General features: G+C 46.5%; 17 protein-coding genes, 2 pseudogenes and 1 CRISPR repeat array. Of the genes and pseudogenes, 13 read left to right on the forward strand and 6 right to left on the reverse strand.

What is annotated here, in order from left to right:
• Positions 1-115: 115 nt before the first annotated feature.
• Positions 116-669: direct repeats of the CRISPR family, unit length 37 nt; unit sequence CTTTCAACCCACCCCTAGTTGGGATGGTCGTTGAAAC.
• 65 nt (positions 670-734) lie between these two features.
• From H6F50_RS22015 to H6F50_RS22035, 5 genes are all read left to right on the forward strand, one after another.
• Positions 735-1,421: a hypothetical protein gene (locus H6F50_RS22015; RefSeq protein WP_190430349.1), complete on the forward strand. Its 687-nt coding sequence runs from the start codon at positions 735-737 to the stop codon at positions 1,419-1,421.
• Positions 1,422-1,558: 137 nt separating this feature from the next.
• Positions 1,559-2,257 (forward strand): Uma2 family endonuclease, encoded by a 699-nt coding sequence (locus H6F50_RS22020; protein WP_190430350.1) that lies wholly within the window; start codon positions 1,559-1,561, stop codon positions 2,255-2,257.
• Positions 2,258-2,835: 578 nt separating this feature from the next.
• Entirely contained in the window at positions 2,836-4,014 is a 1,179-nt protein-coding gene (locus H6F50_RS22025; protein WP_190430351.1) for an amidohydrolase, read from the forward strand.
• Between the two features lie 101 nt (positions 4,015-4,115).
• Positions 4,116-4,370 (forward strand): hypothetical protein, encoded by a 255-nt coding sequence (locus H6F50_RS22030; protein WP_190430352.1) that lies wholly within the window; start codon positions 4,116-4,118, stop codon positions 4,368-4,370.
• Between the two features lie 48 nt (positions 4,371-4,418).
• Positions 4,419-4,643 (forward strand): hypothetical protein, encoded by a 225-nt coding sequence (locus H6F50_RS22035; RefSeq protein WP_190430353.1) that lies wholly within the window; start codon positions 4,419-4,421, stop codon positions 4,641-4,643.
• Here the strand turns inward: H6F50_RS22035 and mgtE are convergent.
• The gene (mgtE, locus tag H6F50_RS22040) at positions 4,612-6,003 is read right to left on the reverse strand and encodes a magnesium transporter (RefSeq protein WP_190430354.1); all 1,392 of its coding nucleotides are present in this window, start codon (positions 6,001-6,003) and stop codon (positions 4,612-4,614) included. The two genes, H6F50_RS22035 and mgtE, sit on opposite strands and share 32 nt — an antisense overlap.
• Before the next feature lie 220 nt (positions 6,004-6,223).
• Positions 6,224-6,622 carry a fluoride efflux transporter CrcB gene (gene crcB, locus H6F50_RS22045; RefSeq protein WP_190430355.1) on the reverse strand — a complete coding sequence of 133 codons (399 nt, stop codon included), beginning with the start codon at positions 6,620-6,622 and terminating at the stop codon, positions 6,224-6,226.
• A 249-nt stretch (positions 6,623-6,871) separates the two neighbouring features.
• On the opposite strand from crcB, the pseudogene H6F50_RS28055 reads away from it, so the two are divergent.
• The 3 genes and pseudogenes from H6F50_RS28055 to H6F50_RS22055 form a co-directional block, all read left to right on the forward strand.
• Positions 6,872-7,064 (forward strand): annotated as a pseudogene (locus H6F50_RS28055) (hypothetical protein); the annotation flags it as partial.
• A gap of 119 nt (positions 7,065-7,183) precedes the next feature.
• Positions 7,184-7,585 (forward strand): hypothetical protein, encoded by a 402-nt coding sequence (locus tag H6F50_RS22050; RefSeq protein WP_190409991.1) that lies wholly within the window; start codon positions 7,184-7,186, stop codon positions 7,583-7,585.
• A 211-nt stretch (positions 7,586-7,796) separates the two neighbouring features.
• Entirely contained in the window at positions 7,797-8,915 is a 1,119-nt protein-coding gene (locus H6F50_RS22055) for a WG repeat-containing protein (protein WP_190430356.1), read from the forward strand.
• A 130-nt stretch (positions 8,916-9,045) separates the two neighbouring features.
• Here H6F50_RS22055 and hisB read toward each other — a convergent pair whose 3' ends face one another.
• Both hisB and fabI read right to left on the reverse strand, forming a co-directional pair.
• On the reverse strand, positions 9,046-9,690 hold the full coding sequence (gene hisB / locus H6F50_RS22060) for an imidazoleglycerol-phosphate dehydratase HisB (protein ID WP_190430357.1): 645 nt from the start codon (positions 9,688-9,690) through the stop codon (positions 9,046-9,048).
• Positions 9,691-9,843: 153 nt separating this feature from the next.
• Complete coding sequence (fabI, locus tag H6F50_RS22065; RefSeq protein WP_190430358.1) at positions 9,844-10,620, reverse strand: enoyl-ACP reductase FabI; 777 nt, start codon at positions 10,618-10,620, stop codon at positions 9,844-9,846.
• Positions 10,621-10,999: 379 nt separating this feature from the next.
• On the opposite strand from fabI, the gene ntcA reads away from it, so the two are divergent.
• From ntcA to H6F50_RS22080, 3 genes are all read left to right on the forward strand, one after another.
• A complete protein-coding gene (gene ntcA, locus H6F50_RS22070; RefSeq protein ID WP_190409995.1) occupies positions 11,000-11,671 on the forward strand; it encodes a global nitrogen regulator NtcA in 672 nt (223 codons plus the stop codon).
• 247 nt (positions 11,672-11,918) lie between these two features.
• Positions 11,919-13,520 carry a DUF3084 domain-containing protein gene (locus tag H6F50_RS22075; RefSeq protein ID WP_190430359.1) on the forward strand — a complete coding sequence of 534 codons (1,602 nt, stop codon included), beginning with the start codon at positions 11,919-11,921 and terminating at the stop codon, positions 13,518-13,520.
• Between the two features lie 74 nt (positions 13,521-13,594).
• Positions 13,595-13,999 (forward strand): pre-16S rRNA-processing nuclease YqgF, encoded by a 405-nt coding sequence (locus H6F50_RS22080; protein WP_190430360.1) that lies wholly within the window; start codon positions 13,595-13,597, stop codon positions 13,997-13,999.
• Between the two features lie 56 nt (positions 14,000-14,055).
• On the opposite strand, the gene H6F50_RS22085 is transcribed toward H6F50_RS22080, so the two are convergent.
• On the reverse strand, positions 14,056-14,319 hold the full coding sequence (locus H6F50_RS22085; RefSeq protein ID WP_190430361.1) for a DUF3146 family protein: 264 nt from the start codon (positions 14,317-14,319) through the stop codon (positions 14,056-14,058).
• A 275-nt stretch (positions 14,320-14,594) separates the two neighbouring features.
• On the opposite strand from H6F50_RS22085, the gene H6F50_RS22090 reads away from it, so the two are divergent.
• Positions 14,595-16,001 (forward strand): GTP-binding protein, encoded by a 1,407-nt coding sequence (locus H6F50_RS22090; RefSeq protein ID WP_242029164.1) that lies wholly within the window; start codon positions 14,595-14,597, stop codon positions 15,999-16,001.
• 326 nt (positions 16,002-16,327) lie between these two features.
• Positions 16,328-16,960 (forward strand): ankyrin repeat domain-containing protein, encoded by a 633-nt coding sequence (locus H6F50_RS22095; RefSeq protein ID WP_190410000.1) that lies wholly within the window; start codon positions 16,328-16,330, stop codon positions 16,958-16,960.
• Positions 16,961-17,035: 75 nt separating this feature from the next.
• On the opposite strand, the pseudogene H6F50_RS22100 reads toward H6F50_RS22095, so the two are convergent.
• Positions 17,036-17,272 (reverse strand): annotated as a pseudogene (locus H6F50_RS22100) (hypothetical protein); the annotation flags it as partial.

Raw genomic sequence — 17,272 nt, forward strand, 5'->3', positions numbered from 1 at the left:
TTGGCTGAGCGCTATCGGAATCGACGGCGGCACTTTACGCGCCGAGTGCATCTACTCGCAGGCATCATCAACTTTGAGCTAGCTCTGGTTAGCTGATTCGTGCAAGAGGTCTATTCTTTCAACCCACCCCTAGTTGGGATGGTCGTTGAAACAGTTGCAATACGAGAAAGTTCTTGCTGCGGTTTTGCTTTCAACCCACCCCTAGTTGGGATGGTCGTTGAAACCCAGCTTGCGCTGCCGCTTTTTGGTCTTCTAAGCGATCGCCCACACCTTTTAACCCACCCCTAGTTGGGATGGTCGTTGAAACCGTTAACGCCAGCCCAACCAACGCAGAAAAGGCACCTTTCAACCCACCCCTAGTTGGGATGGTCGTTGAAACCAGTCCCAATGCAAAATCTTGAGGCTGTGAGCCATCTTTCAACCCACCCCTAGTTGGGATGGTCGTTGAAACCAAGAGTGAACTCTTTTTGGTCATTTAACCCGGTGTCTTTCAACCCACCCCTAGTTGGGATGATCGTTGAAACCGCCGCGATGCGTTCGCTGCTGAACGTCATAGCAGCTTTCAACCCACCCCTAGTTGGGATGGTCGTTGAAACAGAACAAACCGAGATGCGTAAATGCGCCAATCTGCTCTTTCAACCCACCCCTAGTTGGGATGGTGTACACTTAATCCCCGGAATTTGCGATCGCGCCTTGGAAGCTCTACTTGAGCAGACAGATTTAATTAGCAGCTCATGATAAAAAAAATTTTCTTATTGGCAATGGTTCTGATGTTGGGTGCTTGTAACTCTACAACAAATTCCAACCAGTCCACATCAACAACATCGACAACTTCCCCAACTCCCTCAACAGTGGCTGAGTTACCCAATTTGCAGTGTCAAGGCGAAGTCCCGCAACCTGTGAAAGCAACCCTTGGCGAACACCGCCTCGCTAAGGAATCCGATTTTGTACCGTCGATTCGCAACTTTAAGTCTAGTGAAACTCCGAACCAGAAGTTTACTTGCAGCATCTTCTCGGCTGATTTTAATCAAGATGGCTTGAAAGACTATGCAATGTTATTAGTAGCTGAAGAAACGGCTGATTTCCGATTTCAAATCGCCCTGAATCAAGGCAATGAAAAGTTTGAGCGATCGCTCGTGAAAGATTACAGGCGCACCACGAAGCCAGAAGAAGGGGTAATTTACACTTCAATGGACTTCAAACCCGCAGGAGAAAAAGGTTTAGCTAACCGCAAGTATAGTCCTTTGAAAGCGGAATCGCCAGAAGAAAAAACCTATATTAATACACCAGCGATTGAATTGTGGAAAGTTAGTAAGACCGATGAACCACCCAAACAACTAGATGTAGATTCTCTTGCTTACTGTTCTGAGGCTTTATACTTCTTAGATGGTAAACAAAAAACTTTTGCAGTCTGCGATTAAGTTTTTATTTAAGGGACAAGTCTACTTGCATTAAATAAATTTAGAGAAATTCCATTTTTTAGAAAATGGGCTTCTCTAATTTTTTTGTTTGTATCTACTTATTTATCATAGAGTCAGTAGTCTTAGGGAAATCAGCCATGTTAGAGTACAAGCCACCGAAGTATTTTCCCTCTTCCGAGGAGCTACCCGACTCTGACGAAACGCCTGTGGATAATGAACTGCAAGATTTAATCCCCGGTTTACTAAAAGCTATATTGGCTATGGCTTGGGCAGATCGCATGGATTGGTTTTTTGGCGTAGATATGGGAATATACTACGATCCAGATAAACCAGCTATCGTCCCCGATGGATTTCTTAGCTTAGGAGTCGAGCGGTTTTTTGATGAAGAACTGCGCTTAAGTTATGCGATTTGGGAAGAAGAGCGTGTCCCCACGATGGTGTTGGAGGTTGTCTCCCAAACTTATCGGAAAGAATACAGCCAAAAAAAGCTAGATTATGCGAATTTAGGGGTGTTGTACTACGTAATTTATTCCTCCCGCCGTCGCAGAAAGCCGCATTTAGAAGTGCATCGGTTAGTTGATGGCGAATATGTGTTGCAGCCAGGAAACCCGGTTTGGCTACCAGAAATGGGATTGGCGATTGGTGCAGAACGGGGAATTTATCAAGGAATAACGCGGGAGTGGTTGTATTGGTACGACGAGCAAGGGCAAAGATTGCTGACACCGGAAGAACGCGCCCAACTTGCCGAACAGCGCGCCCAACTTGCTGAACAACGCGCTCAAGTTCTAGCAAAACAACTTCGTGCGATGGGGTTAGATCCAGACTCGCTAGCGTAATATCTCGTTCTACCTAGACTGGGTTTTGCAGGCTACCGATACGTCTAGACCTTAGCAACGGGCTAATGCGATCGCTCAAGCAGATATATGACTACAAGCTTTGCATAATTAGCTGAAAGCGATCGCTACTTGTCAGCAGTGGTAGTTTTTTCCTTTTTGATAAAGTAACCCTTCCGGTAATACTAAATTTAATTTATTTTTATAACCTCTGAAAATCGCCTAAAAACTGTTTTGAAATTGGCGATTCTCACCCGAATGATTATCAAGAAAGTATCGAAATCTGTAAATGCGACTATCTGGGTAGAAAGGTATTTAGATTTGGGAATGATGATTAATAGTACGTTTTGATATCAATCGATCCCAGTAGCGATCGCATCACGTCCAGCTAGCTCCCTATAGCCTCTGCCCTGTTTTTGTCAAGGCTTAGAATCACTACTTTTGTAACTATTCTGCAATTGCTTTCTATTTACCCATTATTCAGCAATCCCTCACAGTCCTTATAATTGAATGACTAAAGGGCAGTTGAGTTTTTTAACCACTCTTATCATGAAATAAGCGTTCATTCAATTAAGAAATCCGTGCTAACTCGTATTAAAGACATTGCTGAAAAACTAGCGCCCCGCCTGATTGAAATCCGACGACATATCCACGCTCACCCAGAACTAAGCGGTCAAGAATACCAAACTGCTGCCTATGTTGCTGGCGTTTTGTCTTCCTGTGGACTTCACGTCCAAGAAGCAGTGGGTAAAACTGGCGTAATTGGAGAATTAAAAGGACAAGGCATCGACGATCGACTGCTGGCAATTCGCACTGATATGGATGCTTTGCCCATTCTAGAACGCACCAGTTTAGAGTATGCCTCGCGTCTTCAAGGAATTATGCACGCCTGCGGTCACGATGTCCACACCACAGTCGGTTTAGGCACGGCGATGATACTATCTCAGCTCGGAGAGGCCTTGCCAGGAGATGTGCGCTTTCTGTTCCAGCCAGCCGAAGAAATTGCCCAAGGAGCTGGGTGGATGGTTGCAGATGGGGTGATGCAGAATGTCAGCGCGATTATGAGCGTTCACGTTTTCCCTTCTATTTCGGCGGGATCGGTGGGAATTCGTTACGGTGCTTTGACAGCAGCCGCAGACGATCTGGAGATTATTATTAAAGGCGAATCTGGGCATGGGGCGCGTCCTCATGAGGCAGTTGATGCAATTTGGATTGCGGCGCAAGCGATCGCTTCTCTTCAGCAAGCGATTAGCCGCACACAGAACCCGTTGCGCCCGGTCGTCCTAACGATTGGTAAAATCGAGGGCGGACGCGCCCCAAATGTGATTGCCGATCATGTGCGATTATTGGGAACTGTGCGATCGCTACATCCGGAAACTCATGCCACCTTACCCCAGTGGATCGAGCAGATTGTCTGCAATATCTGTAAAACTTACGGTGCCACCTGCGAAGTCAACTATCGCCGGGGAGTCCCTTCTGTACAAAATGATTCAGCGTTGACTCAGTTGGTGGAAACATCTGCCAAAGAAGCGTGGGGAAGCGATCGCGTCCAGATTTTACTAGAACCCTCTCTCGGTGCGGAAGACTTTTCGATGTATCTGGAACACGCTCCCGGTACAATGTTTCGACTAGGCGTGGGATACCCGGACAGAAAAAACTACCCGCTGCACCATCCCCAATTTGAGGTGGATGAATCTGCCATTATTACTGGCGTCGTTACCCTCGCCTATGCTGTCTGTAAATATTGGCAGCATCGCTAAAAGCATTTGAATTCCCTCGATTTTCTAACTCCAGAAGGATAAGTCTCTGGAGTAAATCTCAGTATGCTGCAAATAATACAACTTAAAATTCAAAACTACTTATGGCCTCACCCACACCTCTGAAAGGTTTAGAGCTGGTTGATTGTGCTAAAGCAAATGCAAAACAGGGAGTTGAAACTGCGGCTCATCTGTCAGGCTATGGTGAGGATTTAGGCACCTTTAAGCGAGAACTCAAGAAAGCTTGTGAAGATATGGGCGTCACTTTCCATGAGTTGAGTGATTTGATTACCGATCAAGACTCTTTAATGAGTATGGAAGGGGAAATTGTTGCTCCTGATACAGCAACAGAATTGTAGACGCGAAATTTCATCCGCAACGTTTAATTTTACGTATATCAAATTCGTTTGATTCACCATCATTTGAAAGCTCATCCCCAAACCCTCTTTGTCAGCGGCGAGGGAAAAGCGAAGCCGCAGGAATTATGGTTCTATACCCTTTCAGGAGGCTACGCCGACAAGAATGCACTGGTTGCTCAAGCGGATTTGATATCACCTTCTCATAACTTCCTGATTCAACTGAATACCCAGTTACTCGCTTCTACAACTTCAAAATTAGCCGCGCCAAATTAAAGTAAATCAGTACGCCCAATACATCAACTGCCGTTGTAATAAACGGTGCTGACATCAAAGCCGGATCTAACCCGACAGCGCGGAAAATGAACGGAAGACCGGAACCAGCAACTGATGCCAAAACCGAGATAGCCACCAAACTAATCCCTACAGCCAGCGAGACTGACCAATCTCCATTCAGGAGCCAGAAAGCCCATAACGTTGCCACGGTGCCTAACATCACTCCCAGGAGTGCCCCAGCGATCGCTTCTCGCATTACCACCTGTGCTGGCCCCATTTCTCGAAGTTCTTCGGTATTCAAGCCCCGAATCACGACTGTCGAGGATTGAGAACCGACATTCCCGCCAGTGCCAGTTAACAAGGGAATAAACGCCGCCAGCGACACCACTTGCCGAAGAATTTCCTCTTCCGCTTTGATAATCGTGCCGGTGACAGTATTGGTTAGTAGCAAAACGAACAACCAGACGACACGCTTGCGAGCCACCGTGAGTAAATCCGTCTGGAAATAATTGTCGCCCCCCGACTGGAGACCGCCCTGTTTGTAAATATCCTCTGTCGTTTCTTGTTCGATGATGTCAATCACGTCATCAACGGTGACAATGCCCACCAAACGCTTTTCCCGGTCTACCACCGGGACAGCGAGAAAGTCATAGCGCCCGATCAGCCGCGCCACTTCTTCCTGGTCATCGCTGGTATAAACGCACACTACATCACGGGTCATAATGTCCCCAATCTTCTGATCGGGATTGGCGATTACCAAATCGCGTAAGGATAAAATGCCCGACAAGTGACGAGCAGCATCCGTAATATAAAGGTAATAAATAATCTCAGTAGCATGGGCTAAACTGCGAATTCGCTCCAGCGTTTCCGCCACCGTCATGTTTTCTTTCAAAGAGATATACTCTGGTGTCATCAATCGTCCAGCAGTACCAGCCTCGTAACCCAACAACTGAGCTGTCGCTTGGCGTTCGGTGGGGGTGAGCTGTTCGAGCAGACGACGGACAACGGTAGCGGGCAGTTCGTCAAAAAGTCGTGCCCGGTCATCAGGGGACATTTTATCAACAATGTCCAGAACTTCCTGCCGCCGGAATTCCTCAATCAGCGCCTGCTGCACGCTAGAGTCGAGATATTCATAAACTTCAATCGCCTCGTCCTTGGAGAGCAAGCGAAAGGCGATCGCTTGCATCGCCTCTGGCAACCCTTCAATGGCTTCTGCAATGTCCGCCGGTTGGACCGGGACGAGGATTGCTTTTGCTCCCTGAAGGTCTTCCGCCTCAAGCAGCATTTGCAGCTGCATTCGGACAAGCTGCCGGAGTTCGCTGCGCGAGACTGTCTGGAAAGGAGTATTGGTGTCAGTCAAGGTAGACCCTCTTAATCCAGTGTTAAGTTTGTTGCTGCTTTTAGTCTAAAGGGCATTGGTACGGTTGTTTTCGTGGGATTTAAGAGTAAATGCAGCACCAATGAGAGCCAACCGCCCTACTTAATCAATTGTTGATATTTTTCCTGCACCAGTCTAGTCTCCAAGGATCGAGATTGAAGGCTCTGGGAATGGTGCGTGCTAAGCAGTCATAGGGTTTTTTCTACCGCCCAATCCGAGCCAGAAGCGTGCCTAGCTGAACGCTAATAATTCCAAGTATGGCGCTACCTGCCCAGTAAATACCGGCGGCGGCATAACTGCGATCGCGCAGTAGAGTAGATGTTTCTAACCCATAAGTGGAGAAAGTTGTGTAAGCTCCTAAAAAGCCGGTCGTTACCATCAATCGCACATCTAGAGGAATATTCGCTACCCGTTCTAACGCGAGAGTGACAAAAAAACCCATCCCAAAGCAACCTGTAAGGTTGATAAAAAAGGTGCCGTAGGGAAAGCTGGTGCCGAAGCGTTGGGCAAACCAGAGGGTGAGATAGTAGCGACTCAATGCTCCAGCGATCGCTCCTAAACTGATGGCAATGGGATGACGAATCGCGGGGTCTTGCAGCATTTAACTTGAAAATTAGACTCTCGGACTGGGGAATGAAGGGTCTCCAATCCAGCGATTTCTCCTAGGAGGTTAGGTTGGTTAACCCGTACCTTTGCTATCGTTTTTTCCCATAACCCTCTGAAATTATACCGATAGGCTGAAGGAAATATACTACAGAAATGCTATTTCTGATATAGCCCTTTATTTAAGCAGATGCCTTCAACGAGAGCCAGCGGAGTGAATCAGTTTAAAACCGTTGCCTAATTAGGTCTGTTTAGTGCGCCAATCATTACCGTCAGCTACTGGTTCATTGGTGGTTGGACGGGTGCCTTGGTAGGGATTGCTTTAGTAGCTGTGACGAACTTACGAACTCTACCATATCTACAATCGCGACACGTTAACTCAAGCCGTTGCTGTCACAATTGGTCGTGCGATCGCGTTTCTTGCCCCAATAGTTAGCTACCGCTGATGATTTATTGGCTGTACTAGCATTTCTTCAATTTTCCGGTTTGTGAAATTAGTAGCCGAACCTTACTAAAAGCTAATCTTTTTCACTCAAAACTCTACTCATGAGATGTAGCCATGAATACAGAAGTCCCTAATAATACAGAAACCGCCATAACAGTTAGCCCGGAGACAAAGGCTATCGTTGATGAAAATATGGCAGGCGAATCCGAAGATTTGAAGCGTGAAACGATGGCGCTGATTGACGCCATTAAAAAACGGGCGCAGGTAGAAACAAAATCTGCTACCGAATATACTCGCGATGCCTATCTCAATGCAGTGAAACAAGCACGGGAGAAGATTGAACAGGATAAGTTGTTCGATCCAGAGCGAATTTCATACTCGATTAAACTCATTCAAATGGATGCAGAGAAGAACTGGGAGTCCATCGTGAAGGAAGTGTCAACTTTAGGCGATCGCCTTGCCGAAGCTGCTAAAGCGGCTTGGGATGTCCTGACAGCTCCTCGCACCCCTTCTTGATGTTGAAACAGTAATCACGCGCCGATATAAAACAGGGGCACTCAGCTAGCTGGGTGCCTTTCTAATTTTTTAATTCTAAATTCGGATAGCCTAATCTAGTCAGGCATTACCAGCAAGCTTTAGAATTTCACTGACAATAACAGGGTTTACTTCAGATGATTAACAAATATTGATTACTTAAATCTTGGCTGCGATTGGATAGGGTACTTTTATGAAAATTGCAACTCACAACAGATTGCTTGTCGCGGTTGCCAGCCTTCTGTTTGGATTAGCGATCGCTCTAATTTCTGGATGTGAAGCCATCTCAAATTTTCGGACTTCTCAAGTTAATTTTGATGCAACTGAGGGACAAGCCCGTAATTCGCAAATAGTCATCCCGCTTAAATTTAGCTGGGCTGATTCATTTTCAGAAGAGCTAGCAGCAGTCAAAATAGACGGCCAATGGGGCTATCTTGATAATAAAGGCAACTTCGCAATCAAACCTCAATTTGATAATGCCGAATCTTTTTTCCAAGGGTTAGCGGCTATCAAACTAAAGAACAAGTGGGGCTATATCAACAAGAGTGGCAACTTAGTCATTAAACCAAAATATGATTTGGCTAAGAATTTTTCTCAAGGGCTGGCAGCGGTAAAGATAGATGGAAAGTGGGGATATATTGATAAGAAAGGGAACTTGGTAATTAACCCAAAATTTGATTTTGCTGAATCTTTTTCTATAAGCGATCGCACTGCGTTAGCGCTGGCGGCGGTAGAAATCGGTAAAAAGTGGGGCTATATCGGCAAGAAAGGCAACTTCGTCATTCAGCCCCAGTTTGATGTTGCTGAATCTTTTTCTATAAGCGATCGCAGTGAATCAGCCCTAGGACTCGCGCCAGTCAAAAAAGACAACAAATGGGGCTATATCGATAATCGGGGAGACGTTATTGTTCCGTTGGAATTTGAGGAAGCTAAGTTTTTTTCGGAAGGACTAGCAGTGATATCCAGTAATAATAAGTGGGGCTATATTGACAGAATGGGATATCTTGTTATTCCACTCCAATTTGATTGGGCTGGGGACTTTTCTCAAGGGCTGGCGGGCATAACGATAGACACTAAGGTAGGCTATATTGACAAGGCAAGCAATGTTGTCATTCCCCCACAATTTGATAATATTTATAACTTTTCAGAAGACCTAGCAGCGGTAAAGAACGGCGACAAATGGGGCTATATCAATAAGAGTGGCAATTTCGTAATTAAACCCCAATTTGATAGCGCTCAATCTTTTTCGCAAGGGCTAGCAAAAGTTAAGATTGGCAATAAATATGGCTATATCCGCAAACCTCTTCCATAAGTTCTCATTTCTGAAGACATAGAAGAATTGAGAGTCAGTGGTCGCGGAAACTTCAGCAGAATGAAGCGAGAGCCTGGTGAGGATTTCCCCGGCTCTCGTTGCCTTTATCGGAGTGTATTTGCAAGGAAACCTATAACACGCCTTTAGAACTGGGGATCGTACCGCCACGACGGGGATCAACTTCGATTGCCATGCGGAGCGATCGCGCAAACGCTTTGAACGTCGCTTCAATAATGTGGTGCGAATTAATTCCATCTAGTTGGCGAATGTGCAGCGTCATCTGGCTGTGATTGACCAACGCCACAAAAAATTCCCGCACCAGCTGGGTGTCATAAGTCCCGACTCGCTGAGTCGGAATCTCTAAGCCATAGCTCAGATGAGGACGTCCGGAAAAATCTAACGCTACCTGAACCAACGCTTCATCGAGAGGGGCGAGGAAATTCCCAAATCGGACAATTCCTTTGCGCTCGCCCAGTGCTTGATGCAACGCCATTCCTAGGGTAATTCCCACATCTTCATTGGTATGGTGGTCATCAATTTCCAAGTCTCCCGTCGCGGCTACATCCAAATCAATCAGGCTGTGAGAGGCGATTTGATGCAGCATATGGTCTAAAAACGGAATGCCGGTTTTGGCATTGCAAGTGCCATTCCCGTCTAATTTGACGGTGACGATAACATCCGTTTCGCCCGTCTTGCGCGGAACCCTTGCCATGCGAGGAGACAAAAGCTGTTCAATGCTTGGAGAAGGTGTAAATTGGCGATCGCGTGCCTGCATCGCAGATGCTCACTCAAGAAAATAAAGTTAAGTTTATTATCCTACGTTACTGAGCATCTGGGAGACGCGAAAGCCTTTAAAATGCAAAATTAAAAATTAAAAATTAGCAGAATCTTTGCTTTTTAATTTTTAATTTTTAATGTTTGATTCTTTTTACATCCCCATAATCTCGTATCCCGCATCGACATACAGCACCTGACCTGTAATGCCACTTGCCAAATCGCTACACAAGAAAGCAGCCGCATTTCCCACTTCTTTCTGAGTTACAGTGCGTCGCAGCGGTGCCACTTCCTCAACGTGATGGATCATATCCAGAATGCCACCTACCGCCGACGATGCCAAAGTACGGATGGGACCCGCCGAAATTGCATTCACGCGAATATTCTGCGGTCCTAATTCAGCTGCCAGGTAACGGACACTCATTTCCAGTCCAGACTTGGCAATTCCCATCACGTTGTAGTTGGGGATCACCTTAACGCCGCCTAGATAAGTCAGCGTGACAATGCTGCCACCTTCTGTCATCAGTGGTTTTGCTGACCCAGCAAGTTGTACCAGCGAATAGGTACTAATTTCTAGAGCTTGGGTGAAGCCAGCACGGGTAGTGGTACTAAAATCACCTGATAAATCTTCCTTGTTCGCAAAAGCAAGACAATGGATCAGGATGTCTAGCTTGCCCCACTTATCGCGGATGGCGTCAAATGTAGACTGAATTTGGGTCTCATTCTGGACATCGCAGGGTAAAAATAAGCTGGGGTTGAGGGGTTCTACCAACTCTGCCACTTTTTTTTCAAAGCGGCCTCGGTCGTCTGGCAGGTAAGTTACTCCTAGATTCGCACCCGCTTGGTGCAGTTGCTGAGCAATCCCCCAGGCGATCGATCGATTGTTGGCAATGCCGGTGACAAGGGCGTTTTTTCCGGTTAAATCTAGCATAAATGTCGATTTTGAAGGCAATATTAGAGGATATCCGATTTAGGGGAGTATTCAAGATCGCGATCGCCCGGAGCAAGGCTGTCTAGTACGGGTAAGGAGCGTGCCTCCTTACTCACCATGCATCCCACCCGATAGCGCAGATACTGTCAAGATATCAACATTTTCCGTCATAATCTTACTTGCCTTGAGCAGGGAGAGAACTAAAGAAGGTAGCCGGGGAAACTACTTTAAAATTTTGTATCAAATAGCACAAAAACCGCTTGGAAGTCAGTTTATCTGTGTCTAATGTCAGAAAACTCTCATAGTTGTTTTGCTATGGTTAAAGTTCCTCCGACAGAAAGTTGCAGAAGTCTGTAGGGCAGCATTTAGGAAAAAGGAAGTGGCAGTGACGCAAGATAGACCGCTAGCAGCTGTGTTCCGTCAACTGGGAGGTGGGGCGTTTCCACCCGTGGTGGAAACTTTTGAGCGGGGCAAGACGATCTTTTTCCCAGGAGACCCGGCTGAACGGGTATACTTTTTGCTCAAAGGTGCAGTAAAGCTGTCTCGCGTGTATGAAGCTGGGGAAGAAATTACCGTGGCGCTGCTGCGAGAAAACAGCGTTTTTGGAGTACTGTCCTTAATTACAGGGCATCGTTCGGATCGGTTTTATCACGCTGTAGCATTTACGCCAGTGGAGCTGCTTTCGGCACCGATCGATCAGGTAGAGCAATCGCTCAAGGATAATCCGGAGCTATCGATGTTGATGCTGCGAGGGCTTTCTTCGCGCATTTTGCAAACAGAAATGATGATTGAGACATTAGCTCACCGAGATATGGGATCGCGCTTGGTGAGTTTTCTGTTGATTCTGTGCCGTGATTTTGGCGTTCCTACCGCCAATGGAATTACGATCGATCTGAAGCTTTCTCATCAAGCGATCGCAGAAGCAATCGGCTCCACCAGGGTAACTGTCACCCGCTTACTGGGAGATTTGCGGGAGGAAAAAATGATTTCTATCCACAAGAAAAAAATTACGGTACACAACCCAGTTACACTGAGTCAGCAGTTTACTTGAAAACAGCTAGAGGCTTTGGTCAGGTTGTCGGTTAGGTTGTCGGTTAAAACGGCATGGTAGCGCGAGCAAGTTATCAAGTTTTAACATTTAGTCGGGAGTTCAGTTAAAAGGTCTCAGGTTTTAAGCGGATAGTTTTCAACCTTGCAACCTTTAACCTTTCCGATTTCACCTTCGATCTTTAATTCCTGTTAACCCTTTCTCTAGCCTGCGATGCGATAGGCTGTAACTGGAATGACTGTAGCAGACAATGACCGACAGTGCGCTCTTCCTGATTTTGTCTATTTTAGTGTTGGGAAGCGTCATCGCAACGGTAGGCGATCGCATTGGCACGCGCGTGGGAAAAGCACGCCTGTCGTTGTTCAATCTGCGTCCCCGCAAAACAGCTGTTTTAGTAACGATTCTGACAGGGCTAACGATTTCTGCCTCAACACTAACAATCATCTTCGCGACCAGCGAACAATTGCGGATTGGAGTTTTTAGACTCCAAGAAGTGCAGAAAAAACTCAAGACAGCAAGTAAGGATATTGCCAAAGCGAACGAGCAGAAACGGAAAACCGAAAGCGAACTTGCTAAAACCGCCGCCCAAAAAGAGCAAGTAGAGAAGGAACTCGCTCAAGCTCGCACCCAGCAATCTGTCGCTCAGCAGCGCTTAGATGCGATTAATCGATCTTTGGCAGCTGCGCTGGCTAAACAAGGCCAGACGGAGGCGCAACTAAATCAAACTCAAAGCGAACTGAGTCGGGTCGCCAGCAGCTTTCAGCAAACCCAAAAACAGCTGACCTCTGTCTCTGGGCAAGCGAAGACGCTACGTTCGGAAATCCAACAACTTCAAGCAGAACGCCAAGAATTGCTCCAGCAGCGAAATCAAGTCAGAGCTGAAATTACTGAATTCAAAGCGAAAGTGACTCAGCGCGACCAAAAAATTGCCCAGCAAGACCGAGCAATTAGCCAACGCGATGAGCAAATTCTCAAGCGGGATCAAGCCCTTGTGGAACTTGATGAGAAACTTGCTGCCTTTCGGAAGAGCCTGAGCGATCGCGATGAGCAAATTGCCCAGCGAGACAAAGCCTTATCTCTACTTGATAACAAAATTTCTCAACGAGATGAGGTGATTGCCCAGCGAGAAAATCGCCTTAAAGAACTCGAAAAACAACAAGCTTCCCTAGAGCAGGAAGTGGCAACCTTAGAACAGTATTACCAGTCTTATCAAACTTTGCGTCAGGGTAGTCTGGCACTGCTGCGCGGTCAGGTTCTGGCGGCTGGCGTTTTTCGTATTGTCGAGCCAGCCGCAGCCCGACAGGTCATTGAGCAGCTGTTACGGGAAGCGAATCGGACAGCGATTAAAGCGACCCAACCCGGTCTCAACAAGGTGGCGAACGAACGGGTCGTGCAAATTACAGAGGCACAGGTCGAGCAACTGATCAACCAGATTCAGGATGGTCGAAACTATGTAGTCCGAGTTTTTTCGGCTGGTAACTATGTCCAGGGAGAAAAGCAGGTACAAGTCTTTGCAGACGCCGCACCCAATCAAGTTGTATTCCGCACTGGTGAAGTCGTAGCAACGACATCTGCCGATCCTTCAAACATGACCGACCAACAAATTCGGCAGCGGATTGACCTGCTGCTTGGAGCATCCCAGTTCCGAGCTACTCGCGCGGGGATTTTGGGCGATACAGTTCAGGTTGGCGACAATCGAATTGTTAGCTTGATTCGGTTTATCGAGCAGTTGAAAAAGCACAATAAGCCGATTTCTCTGAAAGCGGTCGTGGCAGAGGACGCCTATATTGCCGGACCCATGAAATTAAATTTGGAGGCAGTTGAAGACGGAGAAGTTGTGGTGAGGATGTAATTTATTAGTCATGAGTGATGAGATGATGACTAATGGCAATTAACCATTCGTAAATTAGCAATTAGCCAATTCAGATGATTTTAGGGTTCGATCCAGGGCGCGATAAGTGTGGTTTAGCCGTAGTGGGGAAAGACAATTCTCTGCATTACCACCAGGTTGTACCAGCAGAAGCAGCGATCGCAACGCTCCTTGAGTTGTGTGAAAAATTCCCGATTGATACTCTAGTGATGGGCGATCAAACCACTTCCAAAAGTTGGAAAAAGAAACTTCAGCAATTCCCAACGTTGGTGCCGATTGTCCTGGTAGATGAGCGCTACAGTACATTGGAAGCACGCGATCGCTATTGGCAAATGTACCCTCCCCAAGGTTTAGGACGCCTGATTCCCCAAGGGATGCGGAGTCTACCCCGACCAATCGATGACATTGTTGCCATCCTCCTCATCGAAAGATACATGAAGCAACGAGAGACGAGGAACTAGGAAACTCTGTCATTCTTAACTTTCTTAATTTAAACTGAACTCAAAACTCAAAACTTTTAAAGTTCCGCCCGGATCGTAAACGCATAGTCCCCTCCAGGCTCTAGCTGGTAATCTTTCTGTTCTAAAAATCGACCCAGAGGTTCCTGAATTAAAGCGCGTCCCAAAGAGGGTGTCACCGACAATTGACCCTGTCGGAAACACCACTGGAACTGCCATTCATATTCCGCCGCCGTGACTTCCCCTGCCAGAAAGCCCAGTTGCCAGGAAAGATGGGTAATTCGGACGTGGGCAGTAGTTTGAGGTAAACGCTTAGAACTCACAATCGCTGTGCCGATCAAATACCTTCATTCAGCAACAATACTAAACTTATTGCGATCGCCTTCGAGATAACATCATTCTCACAGCTGATACTGAGCTGGCACGAACCGAGTAAAAATATCCCTCTGGATATGGAAAGTGCCAGACTAGATCGGTATTGACTAGGATGAAAGAAGAGTAACATCTGAGCAAAAAAGGTGCAATTTTGAGTCGTTTATCGTCTGACCGAACCCCAAATGCCAGCCAGTTCCCTTCACAAACCCCGGACGCGACAGATTTGGATCGGGAACTAGATAACGCCATTTTGAGCTTTGATGACATCCAAGCAGAACTGAATTACAAAAAGGCGCAAAATGCTCTGCGAGACTTGGTAGATAACCTGGATCTCACTCCTCAAGAGCGGACGGGACTGGAATCCGAGATTAATGATTTGGCAACGATGCTGGAGAAGTTAGATCGATCGGTCGTCCAGATTGCCGCCTTTGGGATGGTGGGACGGGGTAAATCTTCAGTACTGAACGCCTTATTAGGTCAGAACGTGTTTGAAACGGGACCGCTTCATGGCGTCACCCGCACCCATCAAGGTGCCAGCTGGCAACTGACTCAGGAGAATGAGACGGGAAGCGTCAGCGATATCCTACGAGTCACGCTGCCGAGTGCGGGCAATTCCCAAATCGAGCTAATTGACACCCCTGGAATTGACGAAGTAGACGGAGAAACCCGCGAAACCTTAGCCAGACAAGTTGCCAGACAAGCAGACTTGCTGCTGTTTGTCATTTCGGGCGACATGAACAAGGTGGAATACGAGGCGCTCTCGCAATTGCGGGAAGTCGGTAAACCGATGTTGCTGGTATTTAACAAAATTGACCAGTATCCGGATGCCGACCGGATGGCGATTTATCGCAAAATTCGGGATGAACGGGTGCGGGAATTGCTCTCACCGGATGAAATTGTAATGGTTGCTGCCTCTCCCCTGGTGGCGCAGGCGGTTCGCCGTCCTGACGGAACGAGGGCAGTGCAGCGACGACCGGGAACGCCCCAAGTTCTGGATTTGAAGCTGAAAATTCTGGAAATTTTGCACCGAGAAGGCAAGGCTTTGGTAGCGCTCAATACCATGCTGTATGCCGATGATGTGAACGAACAGATGATTGCTAGGAAGATGCAGATTCGCGATGAAAGTGCGAATCAGATCATCTGGAAAGGGGTGATGACGAAGGCAGTTGCGATCGCCCTCAACCCGGTCACGGTTGTCGATCTCCTCAGCGGTGCCGTCATCGACGTGGCAATGATTCTCACTTTATCTAAACTCTACGGCATCCCTATGACCCAGCCGGGAGCGGTGGGACTGCTACAAAAAATTGCCATCAGTATGGGCGGAATTAGCGCTAGCGAACTCTTAGCAACTTTGGGACTCAGTTCCCTGAAAAGTCTGTTAGGATTCTCCGCACCTGCAACGGGTGGAGTGTCTTTAGGCCCCTATTTATCAGTTGCCGTGACTCAGGCAGGTGTTTCTGGGGTTTCTTCTTACGGGATTGGACAAGTCACTAAAACTTACTTGGCGAATGGAGCTTCCTGGGGTCCCGATGGCCCAAAAGCCGTGGTGAGTCGCATTCTGACTTCGCTGGATGAAGCCTCAATTTTGAATCGGATTAAGAATGAGTTGAGTGCAAAGTTAGTGAATTAAAACAAGCGATCGCTCTTTTTAAAAACAAGCGATCGCTTGTTTTTTATTACTTGAAATTCATCTAATTCGATTTATAAATACATCGATCAGTGCAACTGATCGATGTATTTTATTTAGCTCGAATATACTTATAATAAAATGCTTGTTTTGTGCATGTTAAAGTCATAATATAGTAATTGTATTTGTCTGACTAGACGTTGTAGTTGGAGCGCGGAGGACAATGTCCTCTGCGCGAGTTCCAGAAAAGGTACTAAAAAGCAAATCAAAATATAGATATTATAAATAAATTGTAAACTCTCTTTTTTCCAACCTCTATAGCAAAAAGAATGGAAGATAAGTCTTTATTAGATGATATTAACCAAGCTTTCTCAGCCTTCAAAAAGCCTTTGATCATCCCTATTCTTCCAAAAAAGGGAGTTATTGAGGGTGAATATTTAGCGATTCAGCGAGATTTTGGTGAAGTTTTAAAAGATGAAATGAGCGACGAGCAATGCTCAATGATGATCTGTGATTACTCGCTCATTTCGGATGAAGCTTTGTGTTACTTTCTCCCCAGGCTAGCCAGAAGTGTTTTGCAAGAGAGAGGTTTTTCAGACTTATTTTGCAGCCGAATTGAAAAAATCAATGAGATTTTCCTAAATCGAGAGCAAAAAGCTATACTGAATCGCCTTATTATTACCCTTAAAGATATTGAAAAAGAATTAGAACTAGAGGAAAAGCATGAACTAGAACAGTCTTGGGCAGACTGGGAAGAGTCTTTAGGACAAAGTCAGAATGAAAATGACAAACTCTTATTGGCTATAGCTAGAAACAATATTGATGAGGTTAAAAGCTTAATTAACCAAGGGGCTAATGTAACAGAACAAGACAAGAATGGAAACTCACCCTTAGATATTGCCAAGTATAAAGGACACACCAAAATACTTGAGTTGCTCAAGCAAGCAGGTACTAAGGAATGATGGTGCGTGAGGAACATTTGAAAAGGGTGGACACGGATGCCCACCCTACGTTTAACTGACCAAGAAAATTTGTGATTAGCGAGGCGTTTTATCTTCTTTAAAGGATGCCAGCCATTCGCGGACTTGCCCAGCTGCAACATCGCGGCTACCCAACCCGAAAGCCAAGGCGATCGCGACAGCGATCGCTCCCAATAGCAATCCAAAAGCTAAGTTAACGATATCGCTAGCAATTCCCATCTGTTGCAGCGCCATTGCTGAAACCAGGGCGATAATCGCAATCCGAGCAGTTTGTCCGAGTATCCGCGCTTGGCG

This window comes from Coleofasciculus sp. FACHB-712 (assembly GCF_014695635.1).
In the GTDB taxonomy this organism is placed as follows: domain Bacteria; phylum Cyanobacteriota; class Cyanobacteriia; order Cyanobacteriales; family FACHB-T130; genus FACHB-T130.